The organism is Streptomyces shenzhenensis, from assembly GCF_003688995.1.
GTDB lineage: Bacteria > Actinomycetota > Actinomycetes > Streptomycetales > Streptomycetaceae > Streptomyces > Streptomyces shenzhenensis_A.
Map to the genome: position 1 here is coordinate 104,667 of NZ_PENI01000019.1, position 18,338 is coordinate 123,004.

The following is an 18,338-nucleotide window of genomic DNA, read 5'->3' on the forward strand; positions in this document are numbered from 1 at the left end:
TGCAACGTCAAGAAGTAAATCCTTAACGAGATGGCAACGGTGTCAGCCGTTCTCTAAGTGAAGGCGGGTGTCGCTGCGGACAGCGTGCCGTCCAAAAGGGTCGAATCACCCATCTCGCTGAGCGCCAGGGCGAGCGCGCCGAGCACCTCGGCGCGGCCCCCGAGCGCGCCGGGAAGCACGGAGAGCTGACGCGCCGCGCTGGGGATGGCATAGCGCCCGACCGACTCCCTGATGGGCCCGAGCACCAGTTCCCCGGCCTCGGCGAGGTCACCGCCGAGGACCACCCGGCTGGGGTTCAGCAGATTGCACAGGTTGGCCACCCCGCTGCCGACGTGACGGCCGACGTCGGCGACCACCCGGCGGCAGCCCGGGTCGCCGTCCCGGGCCAGCCGTACGACGCCCTCCATGGTCAGGTCGGTGCCGTGACTGGGCTGGAGCAGCGGGAGCACATAGCGCGCGGCCGTGAAGGTCTCCAGGCAGCCGCGGTTGCCGCAGCGGCAGACCGGGCCGGACTCGTCGAGCGTGATGTGCCCGATCTCACCGGCGGTGCCGCCGGGGCCCCGGTAGATCCTGCCGTTGATCACCAGACCGGCGCCGACACCGCTGGCGACCTTGATGTACGCCAGGTCGCGCACGCCCCGGCCGCTGCCCCAGACCAGCTCGCCGAGGGCGCCCAGGTTGGCGTCGTTGTCCACGTGCACCGGTACGCCGAGCCGCCCCCGCAGCTCCTCGGCGGGCCGGGTGCCGGACCAGCCCGGCAAGATGGCGGTGGAGCCCAGGGTGCCCGACTCGACGTCGATGGGGCCGGGCACGCCGAGGCCCACGCCCGCGACCTTGGAGCGGTCGACGCCGGTCGCGTCGATCAGCCGGTTGACCAGTTGTTCCGCCCGGTCGAAGCCCTGCGCGGAGGAGGCGTCGACGTCCAGCGGCTCGGACTCCTCCGCCAGCACCTGGTGCGCGAGGTTCCCGATCGCGACGCGCAGGTGGGTGTGGCCGAAATCGACGCCTATGACAATGCCGGCGTCTCCGCTCAGCGAGACGCTGCGGGCCCGCCTGCCGCCCGCCGACGTCGGCGTGACCTCGACGGTTCCGCCGTCCTTCAGTTCGCGCACGATATTGGAGACCGTGGCCGCGGACAGGCCGGTCGTCCGCGCGATCTCCGCCTGCGTGAGCGAGCCGGCGAGCCGCACCGCCCGTACGACTCGTTCCAGATTCGCTCGGTGCAGCGACGACTGCGACCCCGGAGTCTCCATCGACTCATCCACTCCCGCCATCGGCCGGGCAGCCCCAGCGCCGCCCGTGGCCCAGGTCACAACCGCGGAACCGGGCCACCTACAAGTTGTGAACTCCAAGCTCTTCTGAAGGGGTTGCCGCCGTCAAGTCCTTGACGTAAATCGCTGCGACTTGGCCGGCCCCGCCACGGACACCCTCAGGACACTCCCACGCCACCCCGGAGCAGGGCAGCGTCCCCCACGAACCGCTCCCCCGACCACCACCACCGCGCTCCGCGCCGCCACCCCCCACGCCCGCCCACACCCCCGCTCCCCCTTCAACCACGGAAACCGAGACATGCCCTTGCACCGCGCCCAGCTCCGCTGTGGGCGCCGGAGCCCATCAGACTCCGGTACCGACGCGTCTCGCCGGCATGGCCGGCCGTTCGTCGCTCCGTCGATGCCGGGAAACCGGGACACGACCTCCCGGACCGTCCTCTCAGCTGGGCGGCCACTGCCGTAGGGCCATGTCGGCCACCATGTGGAGGTCGGCGCGGGCGGCGCCGCCGGCGGCCTGGACGGCGATGCCATTGGCCACGGTCATGAGGTACCGGGCGAGCAGGCCGGGATCGGTCCCCGCGGGCAGGTCGCCCTCGTCGACAGCGCGCTGGAACCGCTCTTCCAGCAGCGCGATGCCGCTGTTGCGCCACGCCGCCAAAGTGTCCCGGGCACTGCGACCGGGCTCGCCCGCCGCCAGGGAACCTTGGACACCGAGGCAGCCGGCGGGAGAATCGGGACGGGTGGTGGCCTGCACGGAACCTCGGAGGAACGCGGTGGCCACCTGCCGCGCGGTCGGCTCCGCCAGAGCCCGCGGTACGTATGCGGCGGGGCCGTCGGTGTAGCGCTGCAGGGCCTGCTGAAACAGGTCTTCCTTGTTGCCGAAGGCCGCGTACATGCTGGTGCGGCTGATGCCCATGGCGTCGGTCAGGTCGGTGAGGCTGGCACCCTCGTAGCCCTGGCCCCAGAAGACCCGCATGGCCTGTTCGAGCGCCTTGTCGGCATCGAAGCCACGTGGCCGGCCGATCGGCGCCTTCTGCTGATCCCTCACGGGCGGATGGTACCCCTCCCGTACCGATCGGTGCAGATCTGGGATCACGCGAAGAAAGCGGTGAGTTCCCGCACGATGTCGTCGGGGCGTTCCTCGGCGAGATAGTGCCCCGCCCCCTTCAGCTCGACGTAGCGCGCGTCTGCCGCCAATCCCTCCAGCTGCGCGCGAAGGAGCTCGTAGTACTTGCCGCCGATTCCGAGCAGCGGCATGGTCAGCACCGGGTAGTCCTTCAGATCGGCTATGTCCTGCTGAAACGTCTGGTACCAGCCGTTCCCGCCGCGGATCGCATCCGGTGTGTTGTACGCGGCGGCATAAATGGCTCGGGCCTCCTCGCTGAAGGCCCTGGGATCCCCGCCCTGAAAGTCGATCAGCCAGTCGACGATGAACCGGAACCGCCCCTCGAGGAGTTGCTCGGGCAACTGGGCGAGCTGGTTGAACGCGAACCACCACGGTGCCGGTCGGCCCGGCTGGGGCAGCATGCGCAGGTCGTTGAAGATCTCGGTGGGATGCCCGGTCTCCCACAAGGCGACCTTCCGGGTCGCTTCGGGATGGTTGGCGGCGAAGCTGTGCGCCACCATCGACCCGATGTCCTCGCCCGCGACATAGGCCTGGCTGTGTCCGAGGGCGCGAAGCAGTTCGTGGATGTCGCGGGCCATGGTCTTCTTGTCGTACCCGCCCGCGGGCTTGTCGGAGTCGCCCATGCCGCGCAGGTCCGGGGCGATCACCCGGTAGCGCCGCGCCAGCGGCGGCATGATCTTGTGGAACTGGTACCAGGTGCGCGGCCACCCGGGGAGCAGGACCAGGGGGTCACCCTGACCTCCGGTGACATAGTGCAGCCGCGTGCCGTTGACCTCGGCGAAGCGGCTTGTGAAGCCCCTGACCATCGGGGTCCTCGGTTGACGGGCCCTCGGGGCGGCGGCCGCGGTGCCGGCAGGCAGGCCGAGCAGGGCCGCGGCACCGGCACCCGCGGTGACACCGAGCGCGCTGCGTCTGCTGAGCCGGTGGGAGAGCTCGGGGACGTCTGACCTCTTGGGGCTCATGTGCGGAACTCCTTCGCGTTTCGGGCGCTTCCGTCACGTTCGACTGCCGCGGAGTGGCAGCACATGGACGGCCGTCTCGGCATCACTCCGCCCACGCCCATGCCCTCCGCACACTTAAGCACCGATCGGTACCGATCGGCATGGACGGGACTGTAGCACTTCCGCACCGATCAGTACGGAAATAAGGGAGAGGGCAGCCGAGGGCGCAGCGGAGGAACCCCGGACCACGGGACGCCGCCCGGCCGGTTGTCCCGAGCGACGAAGTCGATGCGGAACCGGAGAGGTTCAGGCGCGCGGCAGCACGCCCAGGAGCGCCGAGACGAAGGAGACCCGCAGCGCGTCACGCAGCTCCAGGTGGAGCACGCCGAGGGCAGGCTCGTCCGCGTAGGCGGCAAGGAGGCTGGGCGGCGGCGGTACGTACGCCGACAGGGCACCCGCCGAGACCAGGCTCATCAGGCAGAACAGCTGCGCGCCGTCGCCGAGTTCGGGCAGGTGGCGGCGCACGAGCTCGGTCATGGCCGCGAGCCGCGTGAGGGAGGAACGCTTGTGCCGCTTGACCACCTCGACCGAGACGTTGTGCTCAAGGACGCCGCCCTGCGCGCCGAAGAGGTCGCACAGCACCACCCGGTCCGCCAGCGACCGGCTGAGGATCTCGGCCAGCTGACCCGCCCGCACTTCCGGTGCCGCGTGCGCCTCGACGCCCGCGGCCAGTTCGTCCGCCAGCTCGGCGAGCCAGCTCTCCAGAAAAGCGTCCAGCAGTTCCAGCAGTACCGCCTCGCGCGACTCGAAATACCGCAGGACGTTCGACTTGGCCAGGCCCACCCGCCGGCTGAGCTCGTTGAGGCTCACCTCGGCCACGGGCATCTCGTCGAGCATCGCCGCCGCCGTGTCCAGGATCGCCCGGCGGCGGATCTCCCGCTGCTCCTCGCTTCGCGCCCGCTGAAATGTCACGCCCTCAGCCTAACTTAAAGACCACCGGTCCCTTGACAATAGACCGGCGGTCTTTTACCTTGGGATCCCACATAACAGACCGATGGTTCTTTAGGAGTGCGCCATGAGCGGCAACTGGACCGAGCAACACATCCCTGATCAGCACGGCCGGGTGGCGATCGTGACCGGCGCCAACACCGGGCTGGGCTTCGAGACCGCCCGGATGCTCGCGGCGCGCGGGGCGGCGGTGGTCCTGGCGGTCCGCGACGTCGCGAAGGGCAGGCAGGCAGCCGCCCGCATCACCGGCGACGTCACCGTCCAGGCCCTCGACCTGGCCTCCCTGGACTCGATCCGGTCCGCGGCGGCCGACCTGCGCGCGGCCCACCCGCGCATCGACCTTCTGATCAACAACGCGGGCGTGATGTACACCCCGCGGCAGACCACCGCCGACGGCTTCGAGCTGCAGTTCGGCACCAACCACCTCGGCCACTTCGCCCTGACCGGCCTGCTGCTGGACCGGCTCCTGCCCGTCCCCGGCTCCCGCGTCGTGACGGTCAGCAGCGCCGGTCACCGCATCCGGGCCGCCATCCACTTCGACGACCTGCAGTGGGAGCGCTCGTACAGCCGCGTCGCCGCCTACGGCCAGGCCAAACTCGCCAACCTGATGTTCACGTACGAACTGCAGCGCCGGCTCGCACCGTTCGGCACCACGGTCGCGGTGGCCGCCCATCCCGGCGTGTCCAACACCGAGCTCGCCCGCAACACGCCCGCCGCGCTTCGCCTGCCCGTCACCTGGCTCGCGCCGCTGCTCACCCAGAAGGCCGAGATGGGCGCCCTGCCCACCCTGCGCGCCGCCACCGATCCGGCCGTCACCGGCGGCCAGTACTACGGCCCCGGCAACCGGGGGGAGTTCCGCGGCTACCCGAAGCTGGTCGCCTCCAGCCCGGACTCCCACGACCGGGCCGTCCAGCAGCGCCTGTGGACCGTCTCCGAGGAGCTCACCGGGGTGACATCCTCAGCGGTGACTCCGCAGCCGAGGAATTCCTGAGGCCGCAACCGGATTGCTGTGCACCGCTTTGCAGGCGGTTCCCTGACCACTCGGGCATACGACCGGGACGACGGGCGAAGCTCCGACACCCGGACTCGAACGCGGCGCGGACACCCCGAGCCCCACCGCCGCGGGCCGCCTCGAAGCGGCCACCACAGGGCCGCTCAGCGCAACGTCCCGTCAGGCTGCCGTCGGGCAGGTCGCGCTCAGTGTGGCCTACTTCAGCGCCCCCGCCGTCAGCCCCTGCACCACCTGGCGTTGGAAGACGATGTACGCCGCCAGTACCGGCAGCATCGCCATGACCAGGCCCGCGAACAGGCCGGACCAGTCGCCCTTGTAGCCCTGGCTCACCGCCAGTTGGACCAGGCCCTGGGTCAGGACGCGCTTGTCCGGGTCGGTGTTGAGCACCGTCGGGAGCATGTACTGGTTCCACTGGCCGAGGAAGTTGAAGATGCCCACGCTGATCAGCCCGGGCTTGGCCATGGGCAGCATGATCTGGAAGAACGTCCGGGAGTGGGACGCGCCGTCCACGAAGGCCGCCTCCGCCACCGATGTCGGCAACGTACGGAAGAACGCGGTCAGGAAGAACACCGTGAACGGCAGGGAGTACGCGATGTAGACCAGGATCAGCCCGTGGATCGTGTTCAGCAGCCCCATGTTGTTCACGACGTAGAACAGCGGGACCAGGGCCAGCATGATCGGGAAGCTCATGCCGCCGATGAACAGGTAGTAGATGAACCGGTTGCCGGGGAAGTCGAAGCGGGCGAGCACATACGCCGCCATCGAGCCGAGAACCAGCGTGCCGATCAGCGAACCGCCCACCACCAGGATGGTGTTGAGGAAGTAGTCGCTCATGTTGGCCTGCGTCCAGGCCCGCGACCAGTTGCCGAAGTGCAGCTTGTCCGGCAGCGACCACGGCGAGCTGAAGATGGAGCGGTCGTCCTTGAAGGACGTCATCACCGCCCACAGCAACGGCATGACCACCATGAACGCCCAGAGGATCAGAACGCCGTGCGAGAAGGCGTTGAGGACATGCCCCTCCTTCTTCTTCCGCCCGGACCGCCCGGCGGACGTCCCGTCCACCTCGGTGACCGGCGCACCGGACTCGGCCGGCAGGGGGGCGGGGGTCTTGGTCGTCTTCATCTGATCAGTACTCCAGCCGCTCGCGACGGCCCAGTCGCATCACGATCGCCGCGAAGGCGAGCGTGACGACGAGCAGGGCGACGCCGATGGTGGTGGCGTAGGCGGCCTGACCGTCCCGGAACGCCTTCTGGTACACGTACAGGACCATCACGGTGGTCGAGTAGTCGGGGCCGCCCGGCCCGGTCGTCATGATCTGCACGACCGCGAACGACTCGGCACCCAGCGCGAGGATGCCCATGTAGACCCAGCCCGACTGCACGGTGTCCCACAGCAGCGGCAGGGTGATGCGGAAGAACGTGGTGACGCGGCTCGCCCCGTCCAGCAGGGCCGCCTCGTACAGATCGGCGGGGATCGACGCCATGCCCGCCGAGAACAGCACCACGAAGAAGCCGACCGTCGACCAGACGAGCACCGCCATCACGCACCACAGCGCGAGGTTCGGGTCGCCCAGCCACAGCGGCTGGACGCTGTCGAGGCCGATACCGCGCAGCAGCGAGTTGATGGCGCCGCTGTCCGGGTTGTACGCGAAAGCGAACAGCAGCGCGACGATCGCGATCGACAGCACCTGCGGGAAGAAGTAGACGATCTTGTAGAAGGAGGAGCCGCGGACGCCGGAGACGACCGGCCCGCCCCTACGGCGCCGGCCGCCCACATTGATCATGAAGGAGAAGAACAGCGCAAGGCTGATCGTCACCAGCGGGAGCAGGACCGCGAACAGCAGGCTGTGCTGCAACGACTTCCAGAAGATCTTGTCGTCGAACATCCGCGTGTAGTTGTCGAGGCCCACCATCTTGAAGTCGGGGCTCAGCCCGGTCCAGTCCGTGAAGGAGTAGTAGATGGACTGGATGAAGGGCCATACGACGAAGAGCGCGTAGAGGCCCAGGGGCATCGCCAGGAACCCCACGATGAACCGGTACTTACCGTGCTGCATTACTGCCGACCCCGATCTCTGCGCGGGCGCCGCCAGGGCCTGCCCGGCGGGGTGCCGCCGGGCAGGCCCTGGTGACGGATCGTCACTGGTGCTTGTAGTGCTTGATCGACGTGTCCTTGGCGGCCTCGTCGGCGAAGCCCTGGATCTTCGTGATGGCCTCGGCCGGGGTCATACGGCCCGCCATCATCTCGCCGAGACCGGCGACCCCGATCTGCTCCTTCTGGAGCTTCACGTACCAGTCCTGGATACGCGGATTCACCACGTTGTCCCCGGCCTTCTCCAGGGCCGCCTGGCCGGACTTCAGGCCGGGGGTGAGGATGATACCGGTGGTGCCGCCGTTGTACGCGCTCAGCGACTTCACCTTGGCGGTGAAGCTCTTCGAGGAGGCCTCGCTGAGCATGATGCGCAGCTGCTCCATGCCGCCGGCCGGGTTCTTCGCCTTGGCCGGGACGACGAAGGGCTCGGCGCCGGAGGCCCAGATGGTGCCGAACGGCATCCTGTCGGAGGAGTCGAGGCCGGTGGGCGCCGAGACGGCCAGGTCGAAGTCCTCCGGGATGACGTTGGCCGACTCGTTCTCCACCCAGGAGCCGTTCGGGAGGAACAGCGCCTTGCCCTGGGCCCAGGCGGTCTGCGACTGGATGTGGTCGAGGCCCGGGGTGCCCTTGAGGATGTAGCCCTTCTTGTACAGCTCGTAGTAGGCCTCGAAACACGCCTTCACCGCCGGGTGCTTCCAGGCGTTGGGTTCGAGGTTGTCGATGGCGTCGAGCACGTCCCGGCCGCCGACCTTGCCGATCATCGGGTAGAGCGAGAAGGGGATGTAGTACGGGTACTTGCCCGCGTACGTCCAGCCCGCGATGCCCTTCTTCTTGGCCTTCGCGCAGACCGCGAGCATCTGGTCCCAGGTCTCCGGGTACTGCTCGTCGAGCGCGTTCAGGGCCTTCTGCGAGTACCAGACGCCGTACACCGTGTAGGCGTAGTAGAAGATCCAGACCGGGTCGCCGTCGAACTGGCCCATCTCGACGATGCCGGGACGCAGCGTGTCGCGGACCTTCTTGTCCGGGTCGTCGTACGAGGGGGCGTCGAGCAGCGGGGTGAGGTCGGCGAGCTGGTTCTTGCCTACCAGGACGCCCATGTCCATCTGCTCGGCGCCGGAGTTGTCGATGAGGTCCGGCGGGGTGCCCTGGTTGAAGCGGGGCTGGAGCGTCGACTGGATCTTCTGGGTGGCGGAGAACTTCACCTCGGCCTTCGGGAAGTTCTGCTCGTAGATCTTCACCGCGTCCTCGGCGTACTCCTTGCCGAAACCGCCGTCGAACAGGACGAATTCCATCTGAGCGGTGTCATTGACGGCAAGCGGGTTCTGCGCCGTCTTCTTGCCCGCTTTCGCCTTGTCCTGACTGTCGCCACCGCTGCTCGCGCAGGCGGACAGGAAACCCGCCGTGGGAAGGGTGAGCAGGCCGAGTGCGGCGGACCGCTTGATGAGGTCACGGCGGCCGACGCCACCGCCACCGTGGTTCGCTGCGGAAGTGGATCCCATGCTCAAGTCCTCGCTTTCTCCAGGACTCAGGCGGTGAACCGGATCCTCCCCGGCACCGCGGTCGGGTAGCGCTGGGTCGTGCAGGAAACGCCGACAGGTATAGTCCACTTTCGGTCGGCTGAGCAAGATCGAATGCAAGGTTGGCCATGGGTCTTTTCCGAGTTGAGACCTCGCGGAAATATGAGCCACCTGTGGGCACCTTGCCGGAAAAATCCGCGACATAGAGCCCCGAATGCCACAGGCAACACCCTTGACATCATCGGCCACTTGACTCCCTACTGGTTCCTGCGCAGCAAGTTTGACAACGTTGTCTGATGAGCGCAGGGAGGGTTTCCGTAGATGCAGCGGAGAGCTCGGTACAGATGGGGACCGGCGGCCGTGCTGACGACCGCCTTCGTCATGGCGGTGGGTGCACAGGGGGCGGCGGTCGCCCTGCCCGCCCAGGCACCGGCCGCCGACCGGGAGTTCGCCTCCTCGTTCGAGGCGGACGATCCGGCGCCTGACTGGCTGAACACGGTGGACACGGGGCCGGGCGGGGCCAAGCGCGCCTCGGGCGTCGACGGCGGCTACAGCACCGGCATCCCGGGGAACGTCACCGACCACGTCACCGAGGTGCGCGCGAGCGCCGAGAACACCGGCGGCGGGGAGGTGAAGGAAAATCTCATCGACGGTGAGCCGAGCACCAAGTGGCTCGCCTTCCAGCCGACCGGCTGGGCCGAGTTCGACCTGGACAAGCCGGTCAAGCTGGTGACGTACGCCCTCACGTCGGCCAACGACTACGCCGAACGGGACCCGAAGGACTGGACCCTTCAGGGCTCCACGGACGGCAAGGACTGGAAGACCCTCGACACCCGCTCCGGCGAGACCTTCGCGGAGCGCTTCCGGACCAAGTCGTACGACCTCGCCGAACCGGCCGAATACCAGCATTTCCGGCTCGATGTGACGAAGAACAACGGCGCGTCGGGGATCCTGCAGCTCGCGGACGTCCAGTTCTCCACGGGCGGCAGCGACAACCCGGTCCCGCAGGACATGCTCTCGCTGGTCGACCGCGGGCCGAGCGGCTCGCCGACCGCCAAGGCGGGCGCCGGCTTCACCGGCAAGCGGGCCCTCAGGTACGCGGGACGGCACACCGCGGACGGCCGCGCCTACTCGTACAACAAGGTCTTCGACGTGAACGTGAAGGTCGGCCGCGACACCCGGCTGTCGTACCGGATCTTCCCGTCCATGGCCGACGGCGACCGCGACTACGACGCCACCAACGTCTCCGTCGACCTGGCCTTCACCGACGGCACCTACCTCAGCGGGCTGGGCGCGACCGACCAGCACGGTTTCGCGCTGTCCCCGCGGGGGCAGGGCGCGGCGAAGGTGCTGTACGTCAACCAGTGGAACAACGTGGAGTCGCGGATCGGCTCGGTCGCGGCGGGCAGGACCGTCGACCGGATCCTGCTGGCCTACGACTCCCCCACCGGCCCTGCGAAGTTCCGCGGCTGGCTCGACGACGTGGCGCTGCGGCAGGCGGCCCCGGAGAAGCCCAAGGCGCATCTGTCCGACTACGCGCTGACCACCCGCGGCACCAACTCCAGCGGCAGCTTCTCGCGGGGCAACAACTTCCCGGCGACCGCGGTGCCCAACGGCTTCAACTTCTGGACCCCGGTGACCAACGCGTCCTCGCTCAGCTGGCTGTACGAGTACGCGCGGGCGAACAACGACGCCAATCTGCCGACGATCCAGGCGTTCAGCGCGAGCCACGAGCCGAGCCCCTGGATGGGCGACCGGCAGACCTTCCAGCTGATGCCGTCCGCCGCGTCCGGCACCCCGGACACCGGCCGCACGGCACGGGCTCTGGCGTTCCGGCACGAGAACGAGACCGCGCGGCCGTACTACTACGGCGTCCGCTTCGAGAGCGGCCTCAAGGCGGAGATGGCGCCGACCGACCACGCGGCGGCGCTGCGCTTCAGCTACCCGGGTGACGACACGAGCGTGATCTTCGACAACGTCACCGACCAGGCGGGCCTCACCCTCGACAAGGAGAACGGGATCGTCACCGGCTACTCCGACGTGAAGTCGGGCCTGTCGGCGGGCGCCACCCGGCTGTTCGTGTACGGCGTCTTCGACAAGCCGGTCACCGCGGGCGACTCCAGCGGGGTCAAGGGCTATCTGCGGTTCGACGCGGGCGCCGACCGCACCGTCACGCTGCGCCTGGCGACCTCGCTGATCAGCGTGGACCAGGCGAAGGACAACCTGCGTCAGGAGATCCCCGACGGCATGTCCTTCGACACGGTCAAGTCGCGGGCCCAGCGGGCCTGGGACAAGGTGCTCGGCCGGGTCGAGGTGGAGGGCGCGACGCCCGACCAGCTGACCACCCTGTACTCCAGCCTGTACCGGCTGTACCTGTACCCGAACTCCGGCTTCGAGAAGGTCGGTTCGAAGTACCAGTACGCCTCGCCCTTCTCCCCGATGCCGGGCCAGGACACCCCGACCCACACGGGCGCGAAGATCGTCGACGGCAAGGTCTACATAAACAACGGCTTCTGGGACACCTATCGGACCACCTGGCCCGCGTACTCCTTCCTGACGCCGGGCCGGGCGGGTGAGATGGTCGACGGGTTCGTGCAGCAGTACAAGGACGGCGGCTGGACCTCCCGCTGGTCCTCCCCCGGCTACGCGGACCTGATGACCGGCACCTCCTCGGACGTCGCGTTCGCGGACGCCTACGTCAAGGGCGTGAAGTTCGACGCCACGGCGGCGTACGAGGCGGCCGTGAAGAACGCGACCGTCGTACCGCCGTCCTCCGGCGTGGGCCGCAAGGGCATGGCCACCTCGCCGTTCCTCGGCTACACCAGCACCGCCACCGGCGAGGGCCTGTCCTGGGCGATGGAGGGCTACCTCAACGACTACGGCATCGCCAAGATGGGCGAGTCCCTCTACAAGAAGACGGGCGAGAAGCGCTACAAGGAGGAGTCGCAGTACTTCCTCAACCGCGCCCAGGACTATGTGAACCTCTTCGACTCCCAGGCCGGCTTCTTCCAGGGCCGCGACGCCAAGGGCAACTGGCGGGTCGACTCGGCGAAGTACGACCCGCGCGTGTGGGGGTACGACTACACGGAGACCAACGGCTGGGGCTACGCGTTCACGGCGCCGCAGGACAGCCGGGGCCTGGCCAACCTCTACGGCGGCCGGTCCGGTCTCGCCGACAAGCTCGACGAGTACTTCTCCACACCGGAGACGGCCTCGCCCGAGGTCGTCGGCTCGTACGGCGGGATCATCCACGAGATGATCGAGGCCCGGGACGTCCGCATGGGCATGCACGGGCAGTCCAACCAGCCCTCGCACCACGCGCTGTACATGTACGACGCGGCGGGGCAGCCGTGGAAGACGCAGGCGCTGGTGCGCGAGGCGCTCTCCCGGCTGTACGTGGGCAGTGAGATAGGGCAGGGCTACCCGGGCGACGAGGACAACGGCGAGATGTCCGGCTGGTACCTGTTCTCCTCGCTCGGCTTCTACCCGCTGGTCATGGGCAGCGGCGAGTACGCCATCGGCTCCCCGCTGTTCAAGAAGGTCACGGTCCACCTGGAGAACGGCCGGGACCTGGTGGTCAACGCGCCGAAGAACAGCACGAAGAACGTGTACGTGCAGGGTCTGAAGGTCAACGGCCGTACCTGGACGTCGACCTCGCTCCCGCACTCGGTGCTGGCCAAGGGCGGGGTGCTCACCTTCGACATGGGCTCCAGGCCGTCCACGTGGGGCACGGGCAAGAACGCGGGCCCGGTCTCCATCGCCCAGGACGGCAAGGTGCCGACGCCGCACGCGGACGTGCTGAAGGGTGACGGCGCGCTGTTCGACGACACCTCGGCGACGAACGCGGCGGTCACCTCCGTGGACCTGCCGGTCGGCGCCGCCACCAAGGCGGTCCAGTACACGCTGACCTCGGCCACGGACCGCACGAAGGCACCGGCCGGCTGGACCCTCCAGGGCTCCACCGACGGCACCACGTGGAAGACCCTGGACGAGCGCTCCGGCGAGTCGTTCACCTGGGACCGGCAGACCCGGGCGTTCACGATCCCCTCGCCGGGCACGTATGCGAAGTACCGGCTGGTCCTCGACGGTCAGTCGACGCTGGCGGAGGTGGAGCTGCTGGCCTGACCCGCGCCGCACACGCCGAGGGGCGGGCCCGGAATCACTCCGGGTCCGCCCCTTCGGCGTCCGCGGGGCCGGCCTCGGACAGCGCGGACGCGTCGAGTCGGTACCCCGCGCCGCGGCGGCTGTGGCCGCCCGCCCCCTCGCCGGCGCCCGGGTCGTGGACGTCAGCGCCGGTACCGGCATCGCGACCGCGCTCCTGCGCGCCCGCGGCGCCGACGTGGTCGCGGTGGAACCCGGTGACGGCATGGCGGCCGAGTTCCGCCGCGGCCTCCCCGACGTCCCGATCGTCCGGGGCAACGGCAACGCCCTGCCCGGGAACGGCGGGTGTGCACGGTGTCCGGGTGCGGCGCGAGGCGGCCTGCGGCGATGTCCGTCGGTCATCGCCCATCGCCGCAGGCCGCCCGCGGTGCCGTCCGGTCAGCCGACCGCGAGGGTGAAGACGTGCAGATCGGCGTTGTCGGGCAGGGTGACGCGCACGATCCGCCGGCCCTCCGGGGCCGGGTACGGCCGGGTGGCGAAGACGTAGGTCGCCACCGGGTCCCGGTCGGCTCCGGCGACGTTGCGGTACGCCGTCCTGGCGACCACCTCGTTGCCGTACTGCACGGTCCCGCCGCCTCCGCCGACCGTCCAGTCCGTGAAGGAGAGGTCGACGGTGCCGGTGGTGCCGTCGTCGTAGCCGACGGTCGCCGTGGTGCGCTGGTTGCCGTTGACGGCGCTGCCGACGAAGGACAACCGGGCCGCCGGGGAGGCCAGTTCGATCGTCTGGCCGACGGCCGACGCGTTGTCGGGACGGCCGCTCGGCGAGTCGGGCCAGACGAAGTCCAGGCCGTCCACGGTGCCGTGACCGCCCGGGGTCAGGCCCGCCGCGGCGAGGGCCTGGCGGGAGTAGCTCCACCCGCCGCCGTCGTAGTCGGCCTCGTCGTGGTCGCCCTCGTCGTCCGACACACCGGTGTTGTCGTACGCGGCGAGGAGGGTGCCGGGCGCGGCCACTGTCAGCGACACCGGCTGCGCGTAGGAGGTGTCGCCCGCGGTCACCGTGACCTTGACGGTGGCGAAGCCCTGCGGGGTGTCCGGGCCGGTGGCGAGGGTGATCTCCTGGGACCCGGCGGTCACCGTGCCCTCGGCGGGCGTCGCGGTGATCCCGTCCGGTGTCTCGACCCGGAAGCGGACCTCGGGCCCGGTGCCGCCGCTCAGCGACAGCGCGCGGATGCCGACCTGCGCGCTGCCGCCCGGCGCGACGGTCGCCGCGGTCGGGCCGACACCGATCTGGTACGGCTGCTCGCCCTCCCGGAAGGACGGCGGCGCCTGGCCCGTGCCCCAGGCACGGTTCGGGGTGTCGGAGAGGGTGTAGTCGAGTCGGCCGCCGTCCCGCACGAAGGACGCCGGCAGCCAGGCCCGGTCACTGGTGCGGCCGTCGACCTTCAGGGACCGCACATACGGTGCGTCGGCCGCCGCGCCCGCCGCCCGGATCGAGATGTCGTTGCCGTGCGGCCTGTCGATCTCCGCCCGTTCGAACAGCGGCGAGGCGAGGACGAGTTCGGCCCGTGAGGGCACCTGCGGGTACATGCCGAGCGCCGAGAACACGTACCACGCCGACATCGCCCCGAGGTCGTCGTTGCCGGGTATGCCGCCCGGCTCGGTCGTCCACAGCTGCCGCATCGCCGCGCGGACGGTCTCCTGCGTCCTGTACGGGGCGCCCGCGTAGTCGTACAGGTACGGGACGTTGAGGGACGGCTCGTTGTCCAGCTCCGACTTGGCGCCGCCACTGCCGGTGAAGGCCCAGCCGCCGTCGGCGTCGTGGAAGAAGTCGTCGAGCCGGGCCAGTGCCGCGTCGGTGCCGCCCATGGCGGCGAACAGGCCCGCCGGGTTGTGCTGGACCATCCAGGTGTACTGGGCGGCGGTGCCCTCCACGAAGCCGTTGCCGGTGTCCGGGGTGAAGCCGGTCACCCAGCTGCCGTCGGCCTTCCGGTTGGCGATGTAGCCGCCGGTCCGGTCGGCCGCGACGTTGAAGCTGTTCTGCCACCACTGGGCGCGCCGGGCGAAGGCGGCGGCGGTGTCCTTCTGCCCGGCCGCCGTGGCCAGTTGGGAGAGGGAGAAGTCCGCGGTGGACATCTCCAGGGTCTCGGCCGCGCCGCCCCAGGCGTTGGACACGGACGGCATGTAGTGCAGCGCCAGGTACTTGTCCAGCGAGGGCCGCTGGCCCACCGACAGCACCGGCTTGCCCGCCGCCGACAGGTCCTGGGCGGTGGGCACGGTCGCCGCCTTCACCAGCGAGTCCAGCGCGCCGCGCAGATCGAAGTCGGTGCCGCCGAAGGCCCGGATGCCGGCCAGTGCGGTCGGCGAGGGGTCGCCGTTCATGACGTGCGTGCCGCTCGCGCCGTGCAGCCAGCGGTCCCAGACGCCGCCGTTCTGCCGGGCCAGTTCGTACAGGGACTGCGCGATGTCCGACCCCGTCCGCGGGTCGAGCAGGGTCAGCAGTTGCACCTGGTCGCGGTAGACGTCCCAGCCGGAGAAGGTCCCGTACTGGGCCCGGTGGCCGCGGCCCACCCGGTGCACCGCGCCGTCGCTGCCGCGGTATCTGCCGTCGGCGTCACTGATCACGTTCGGGTGCAGCAGGGCGTGGTAGAGGGCGGTGTAGAAGGTGGTGCGTTCGGCGTCGGTGCCGCCGCCCACCCGGATCTGCCCCAGCCGCTCGCGCCAGGCGCGCCGGGCGGCGTCCCGCACGTCGGCGAAGGACCGGTACGACGGGTTCTCCGCGGCGAGGTTGGCCGCGGCGCCGGCCGGACTCACGTACGAGATGCCGACCTTGGCGTGCACGGGACCGGCGCCCGGCTCGAACTCGACGTAGCCGCCGGCGCCCTTGCCCGCCACCGGCCGGCCGCCGTCGGTGAAGCCGCCCGTGCCGCCCGAGGCGGCCGTGGCCCCCGGGTTCAGCTGGTCGTCCTGCCAGGTGCCGGTCGCCTTGAAGGCACGGTCGAACGTCGCCGTGAAGTACAGCGTGTAGTAGTCGCGCCGGCCCTCGGGGTCGAGGTAGCCGCAGAAGTTGCCGGAGGTGACGGACCCGGAGACGGTGCGCCGCTCGGGGTCGATCTGCACCGTCGAAGCGCTGGAGCCCACCTCGGAGTTGGCGGTGCGCACCAGCAGCGAGGCGGGCTTGCCGGCCGGATAGGTGAAGCGGGCCGAGCCGGTGTGCGCGGTGGCGGTGAGGTCGGCGCGCACACCGGAGGCCAGGGTCACCCCGTAGTGACCGGGTTCGGCGCTCTCGTCGGCGTGGTCGAAGTCGGCGGCGTAGACGGCGTCCTTGGTGTCGCTCGCCGGGGACGAGGTGACCTCGCCCGGGTACGGGAAGAACGGGATGTCGCCGCTGCCGCCCGCGCAGCCCGTGCCGGACATGTGCGTGAGGCTGAAGCCCCGGATGCGGGTGGCGTCGTACTGGTAGCCGCCGGGCGCCGCGGTTCTCGTCGCGTCGCCTCGGGTGTTCTCGGGGCTCCAGGAGAGCATGCCGAACGGCACGACGGCGCCCGGGAAGACATTGCCGCCGTTCCTGGTGCCGATCAGCGGATCGACGTACGCGGTCGGGTCCTTGACGAGTTCGGGGGGTGCTGCGGTGGCCGCCAGGGCGGGGGAGCCGCCGACCGCGAGCACGGCGGCCAGCAGCAGGGACGTGGGACGGAAACGCATGACGCGGCCCCTCCTCCTTCGGACGGGTCGCGCACCACAGGTCGCACAAGCCGCAGGGACAGTAACGTGCGCCACCGGTACCACGGAAGACCGCGTGCGCCGACGCCGACCCCCGCCGCCCCCACCCGACCGGGCTACCACAAGTGGCTTGACATCGTTGTCCGTTGAGGCGGTAGAGTCATGTTCACACCAAAACGACAACGTTGTCGCACCCCAGCTCGACACAAGCCACGCCCCACCCGGACGGGCAGACCCCTCTCGCCCGTCCGGCTCGCGGACCCGGTGCGCGACCGCCGCCGGGTCCGCCCGGAGCAGCTCAACCGACCTGACAGGGCAGGCTCGTCGCGCTGTCACCGCCGGATCCGGAGACCACGTACCCGAAGGTCGCGCTCTGCCCCGGACTGAGCGACCCGTTCCAGTCGGCGTTGTGGACCATGACGTCCTGCCCGGTGTAGGTCGCGTTCCCGTTCCACAGGCTGTCCACCGACTGACCGGCGGGCAGCGTCCAGTCGACCATCCAGCCGAGCATCGGCACATCACCGCTGTTGGTGACGGTCACCTCGGACTGGTATCCGCCCGACCAGGTTCCGGTGGTCCGCCGGGTGGCCGTGCAGGCGCCGGGCGGCGGCTCGGTCGGGTTCCCGGGGTCGTGGATGCCCGTCACCTCGCCGTTGCCCCCGTCGAAGACGACGTCGGAGCAGGAGTAGAAGGTCTCGGCGCTGTCGGACCGCTGCCACACCATGTAGACGATGTGCCGCCCCGACTTGCCCGCCGGCAGCCGGCCGCTCCACGAGTAGTTGGCCTCGACCGTGCCCGGACTACCGTTCAGCGGCGGGTGGTCGACCGTCAGGAACGGCTGGTCCTCCATGTCGTCCCAGGTGAGCGGCTGGGTGGGGGCATAGCCGTCCTCGGTGACGTAGACGTAGAACCAGCCCGGGTGGGCGGCCCAGGCGTTGTACGAGAAGTCGACCGTGGCGCCCGAGGTCAGATGGGTCAGCGGCCAGTCGTCGCGCGCGACATTGAAGCCCGTGAAGTTCGGGTTGCCGCCGCTGCACAGCTCGCCGTCGGGCACGAAGCCACGGGTGCGCCCTGCGGCGTCCGACCGCAGCACGGAGAACCAGTTGTAGAACGGCGTGGTCCCGCTGATCTGCTGGGCCGCCCGGCAGGCCGGGTTGACGGGTTTGATCTCACCGGTGTCGGTGAGCCCGTCCTGCCAGCACAGGAAGGTACGGCTGCCCGGCTTCATGGGGGTGCCGTGGGCCTCGGCGCGGGTGCCGCCGGCCACGATGAGCCCGAGGGCCGGAACGGTGGTCAGCAGCGCCAGCAGAACGAGGAAGAGGGCCTTGCGCGATGAGGCCCCCGCTAATCGTGGGCACCCCCTGGGCGGCCCTAATGTCGCAGACATGACACATCTACCTCCGGAATCGACGGTCGTGCGAAGGGTGCGCGGGTGTCTTCGGTGCCGCGTGAGCGTGAGGGGGGAGCGATCCCGCACTGCGGGTTCCGGTCCGCCGAATGGGAGCGCTCCCACCCCACTCCCCAGTGAAGCTAGCGCGCCCGACGACACCTGTA

The 18,338-nt window shown here is 69.8% G+C and carries 11 protein-coding genes and 1 pseudogene; 3 read left to right on the forward strand and 9 right to left on the reverse strand.

Annotation, left to right across the window (positions count from 1 at the left end; translation table 11 throughout):
• Window positions 1-53: 53 nt before the first annotated feature.
• The 4 genes from CTZ28_RS26990 to CTZ28_RS27005 all read right to left on the reverse strand — a co-directional run bounded on the left by CTZ28_RS26990 (window position 54) and on the right by CTZ28_RS27005 (window position 4,310).
• Window positions 54-1,253 carry an ROK family transcriptional regulator gene (locus CTZ28_RS26990; protein ID WP_121892309.1) on the reverse strand — a complete coding sequence of 400 codons (1,200 nt, stop codon included), beginning with the start codon at window positions 1,251-1,253 and terminating at the stop codon, window positions 54-56.
• Window positions 1,254-1,710: 457 nt separating this feature from the next.
• A complete protein-coding gene (locus CTZ28_RS26995; RefSeq protein WP_121892310.1) occupies window positions 1,711-2,319 on the reverse strand; it encodes a TetR/AcrR family transcriptional regulator in 609 nt (202 codons plus the stop codon).
• Window positions 2,320-2,363: 44 nt separating this feature from the next.
• Window positions 2,364-3,359 (reverse strand): alpha/beta fold hydrolase, encoded by a 996-nt coding sequence (locus CTZ28_RS27000; RefSeq protein ID WP_121892311.1) that lies wholly within the window; start codon window positions 3,357-3,359, stop codon window positions 2,364-2,366.
• Window positions 3,360-3,644: 285 nt separating this feature from the next.
• Entirely contained in the window at window positions 3,645-4,310 is a 666-nt protein-coding gene (locus CTZ28_RS27005) for a TetR/AcrR family transcriptional regulator (RefSeq protein ID WP_121892312.1), read from the reverse strand.
• A 103-nt stretch (window positions 4,311-4,413) separates the two neighbouring features.
• On the opposite strand from CTZ28_RS27005, the gene CTZ28_RS27010 reads away from it, so the two are divergent.
• On the forward strand, window positions 4,414-5,337 hold the full coding sequence (locus CTZ28_RS27010) for an SDR family NAD(P)-dependent oxidoreductase (protein ID WP_121892313.1): 924 nt from the start codon (window positions 4,414-4,416) through the stop codon (window positions 5,335-5,337).
• Window positions 5,338-5,553: 216 nt separating this feature from the next.
• On the opposite strand, the gene CTZ28_RS27015 is transcribed toward CTZ28_RS27010, so the two are convergent.
• From CTZ28_RS27015 to ngcE, 3 genes are all read right to left on the reverse strand, one after another.
• Window positions 5,554-6,480 (reverse strand): carbohydrate ABC transporter permease, encoded by a 927-nt coding sequence (locus CTZ28_RS27015; RefSeq protein WP_121892314.1) that lies wholly within the window; start codon window positions 6,478-6,480, stop codon window positions 5,554-5,556.
• A 4-nt stretch (window positions 6,481-6,484) separates the two neighbouring features.
• Window positions 6,485-7,411 (reverse strand): carbohydrate ABC transporter permease, encoded by a 927-nt coding sequence (locus CTZ28_RS27020; RefSeq protein ID WP_121892315.1) that lies wholly within the window; start codon window positions 7,409-7,411, stop codon window positions 6,485-6,487.
• An 82-nt stretch (window positions 7,412-7,493) separates the two neighbouring features.
• Window positions 7,494-8,945 (reverse strand): N-acetylglucosamine/diacetylchitobiose ABC transporter substrate-binding protein, encoded by a 1,452-nt coding sequence (ngcE, locus tag CTZ28_RS27025; protein WP_121892316.1) that lies wholly within the window; start codon window positions 8,943-8,945, stop codon window positions 7,494-7,496.
• Window positions 8,946-9,284: 339 nt separating this feature from the next.
• Here ngcE and CTZ28_RS27030 point away from each other — a divergent pair, with 339 nt between their 5' ends.
• A complete protein-coding gene (locus tag CTZ28_RS27030) occupies window positions 9,285-13,088 on the forward strand; it encodes a GH92 family glycosyl hydrolase (protein ID WP_398656796.1) in 3,804 nt (1,267 codons plus the stop codon).
• Window positions 13,089-13,212: 124 nt separating this feature from the next.
• A pseudogene (locus CTZ28_RS48660) lies at window positions 13,213-13,398 on the forward strand (methyltransferase domain-containing protein); the annotation flags it as partial.
• Window positions 13,399-13,502: 104 nt separating this feature from the next.
• On the opposite strand, the gene CTZ28_RS27040 reads toward CTZ28_RS48660, so the two are convergent.
• Window positions 13,503-16,766 (reverse strand): GH92 family glycosyl hydrolase, encoded by a 3,264-nt coding sequence (locus tag CTZ28_RS27040; protein WP_121892317.1) that lies wholly within the window; start codon window positions 16,764-16,766, stop codon window positions 13,503-13,505.
• Window positions 16,767-17,082: 316 nt separating this feature from the next.
• On the reverse strand, window positions 17,083-18,171 hold the full coding sequence (locus CTZ28_RS27045; RefSeq protein WP_121892318.1) for a lytic polysaccharide monooxygenase auxiliary activity family 9 protein: 1,089 nt from the start codon (window positions 18,169-18,171) through the stop codon (window positions 17,083-17,085).
• Between the last annotated feature and the right edge of the window lie 167 nt (window positions 18,172-18,338).

Bases quoted from the DNA above. Each gene is read 5' to 3' on its own strand.
- CTZ28_RS26990 (WP_121892309.1), bottom strand. From the start codon at position 1,253: ATGGAGACTCCGGGGTCGCAGTCGTCGCTGCACCGAGCGAATCTGGAA.
- CTZ28_RS27000 (WP_121892311.1), bottom strand. From the start codon at position 3,359: ATGAGCCCCAAGAGGTCAGACGTCCCCGAGCTCTCCCACCGGCTCAGC.
- CTZ28_RS27010 (WP_121892313.1), top strand. From the start codon at position 4,414: ATGAGCGGCAACTGGACCGAGCAACACATCCCTGATCAGCACGGCCGG.
- CTZ28_RS27015 (WP_121892314.1), bottom strand. From the start codon at position 6,480: ATGAAGACGACCAAGACCCCCGCCCCCCTGCCGGCCGAGTCCGGTGCG.
- CTZ28_RS27020 (WP_121892315.1), bottom strand. From the start codon at position 7,411: ATGCAGCACGGTAAGTACCGGTTCATCGTGGGGTTCCTGGCGATGCCC.
- ngcE (WP_121892316.1), bottom strand. From the start codon at position 8,945: ATGGGATCCACTTCCGCAGCGAACCACGGTGGCGGTGGCGTCGGCCGC.
- CTZ28_RS27030 (WP_398656796.1), top strand. From the start codon at position 9,285: ATGCAGCGGAGAGCTCGGTACAGATGGGGACCGGCGGCCGTGCTGACG.
- CTZ28_RS27040 (WP_121892317.1), bottom strand. From the start codon at position 16,766: ATGCGTTTCCGTCCCACGTCCCTGCTGCTGGCCGCCGTGCTCGCGGTC.
- CTZ28_RS27045 (WP_121892318.1), bottom strand. From the start codon at position 18,171: ATGTCTGCGACATTAGGGCCGCCCAGGGGGTGCCCACGATTAGCGGGG.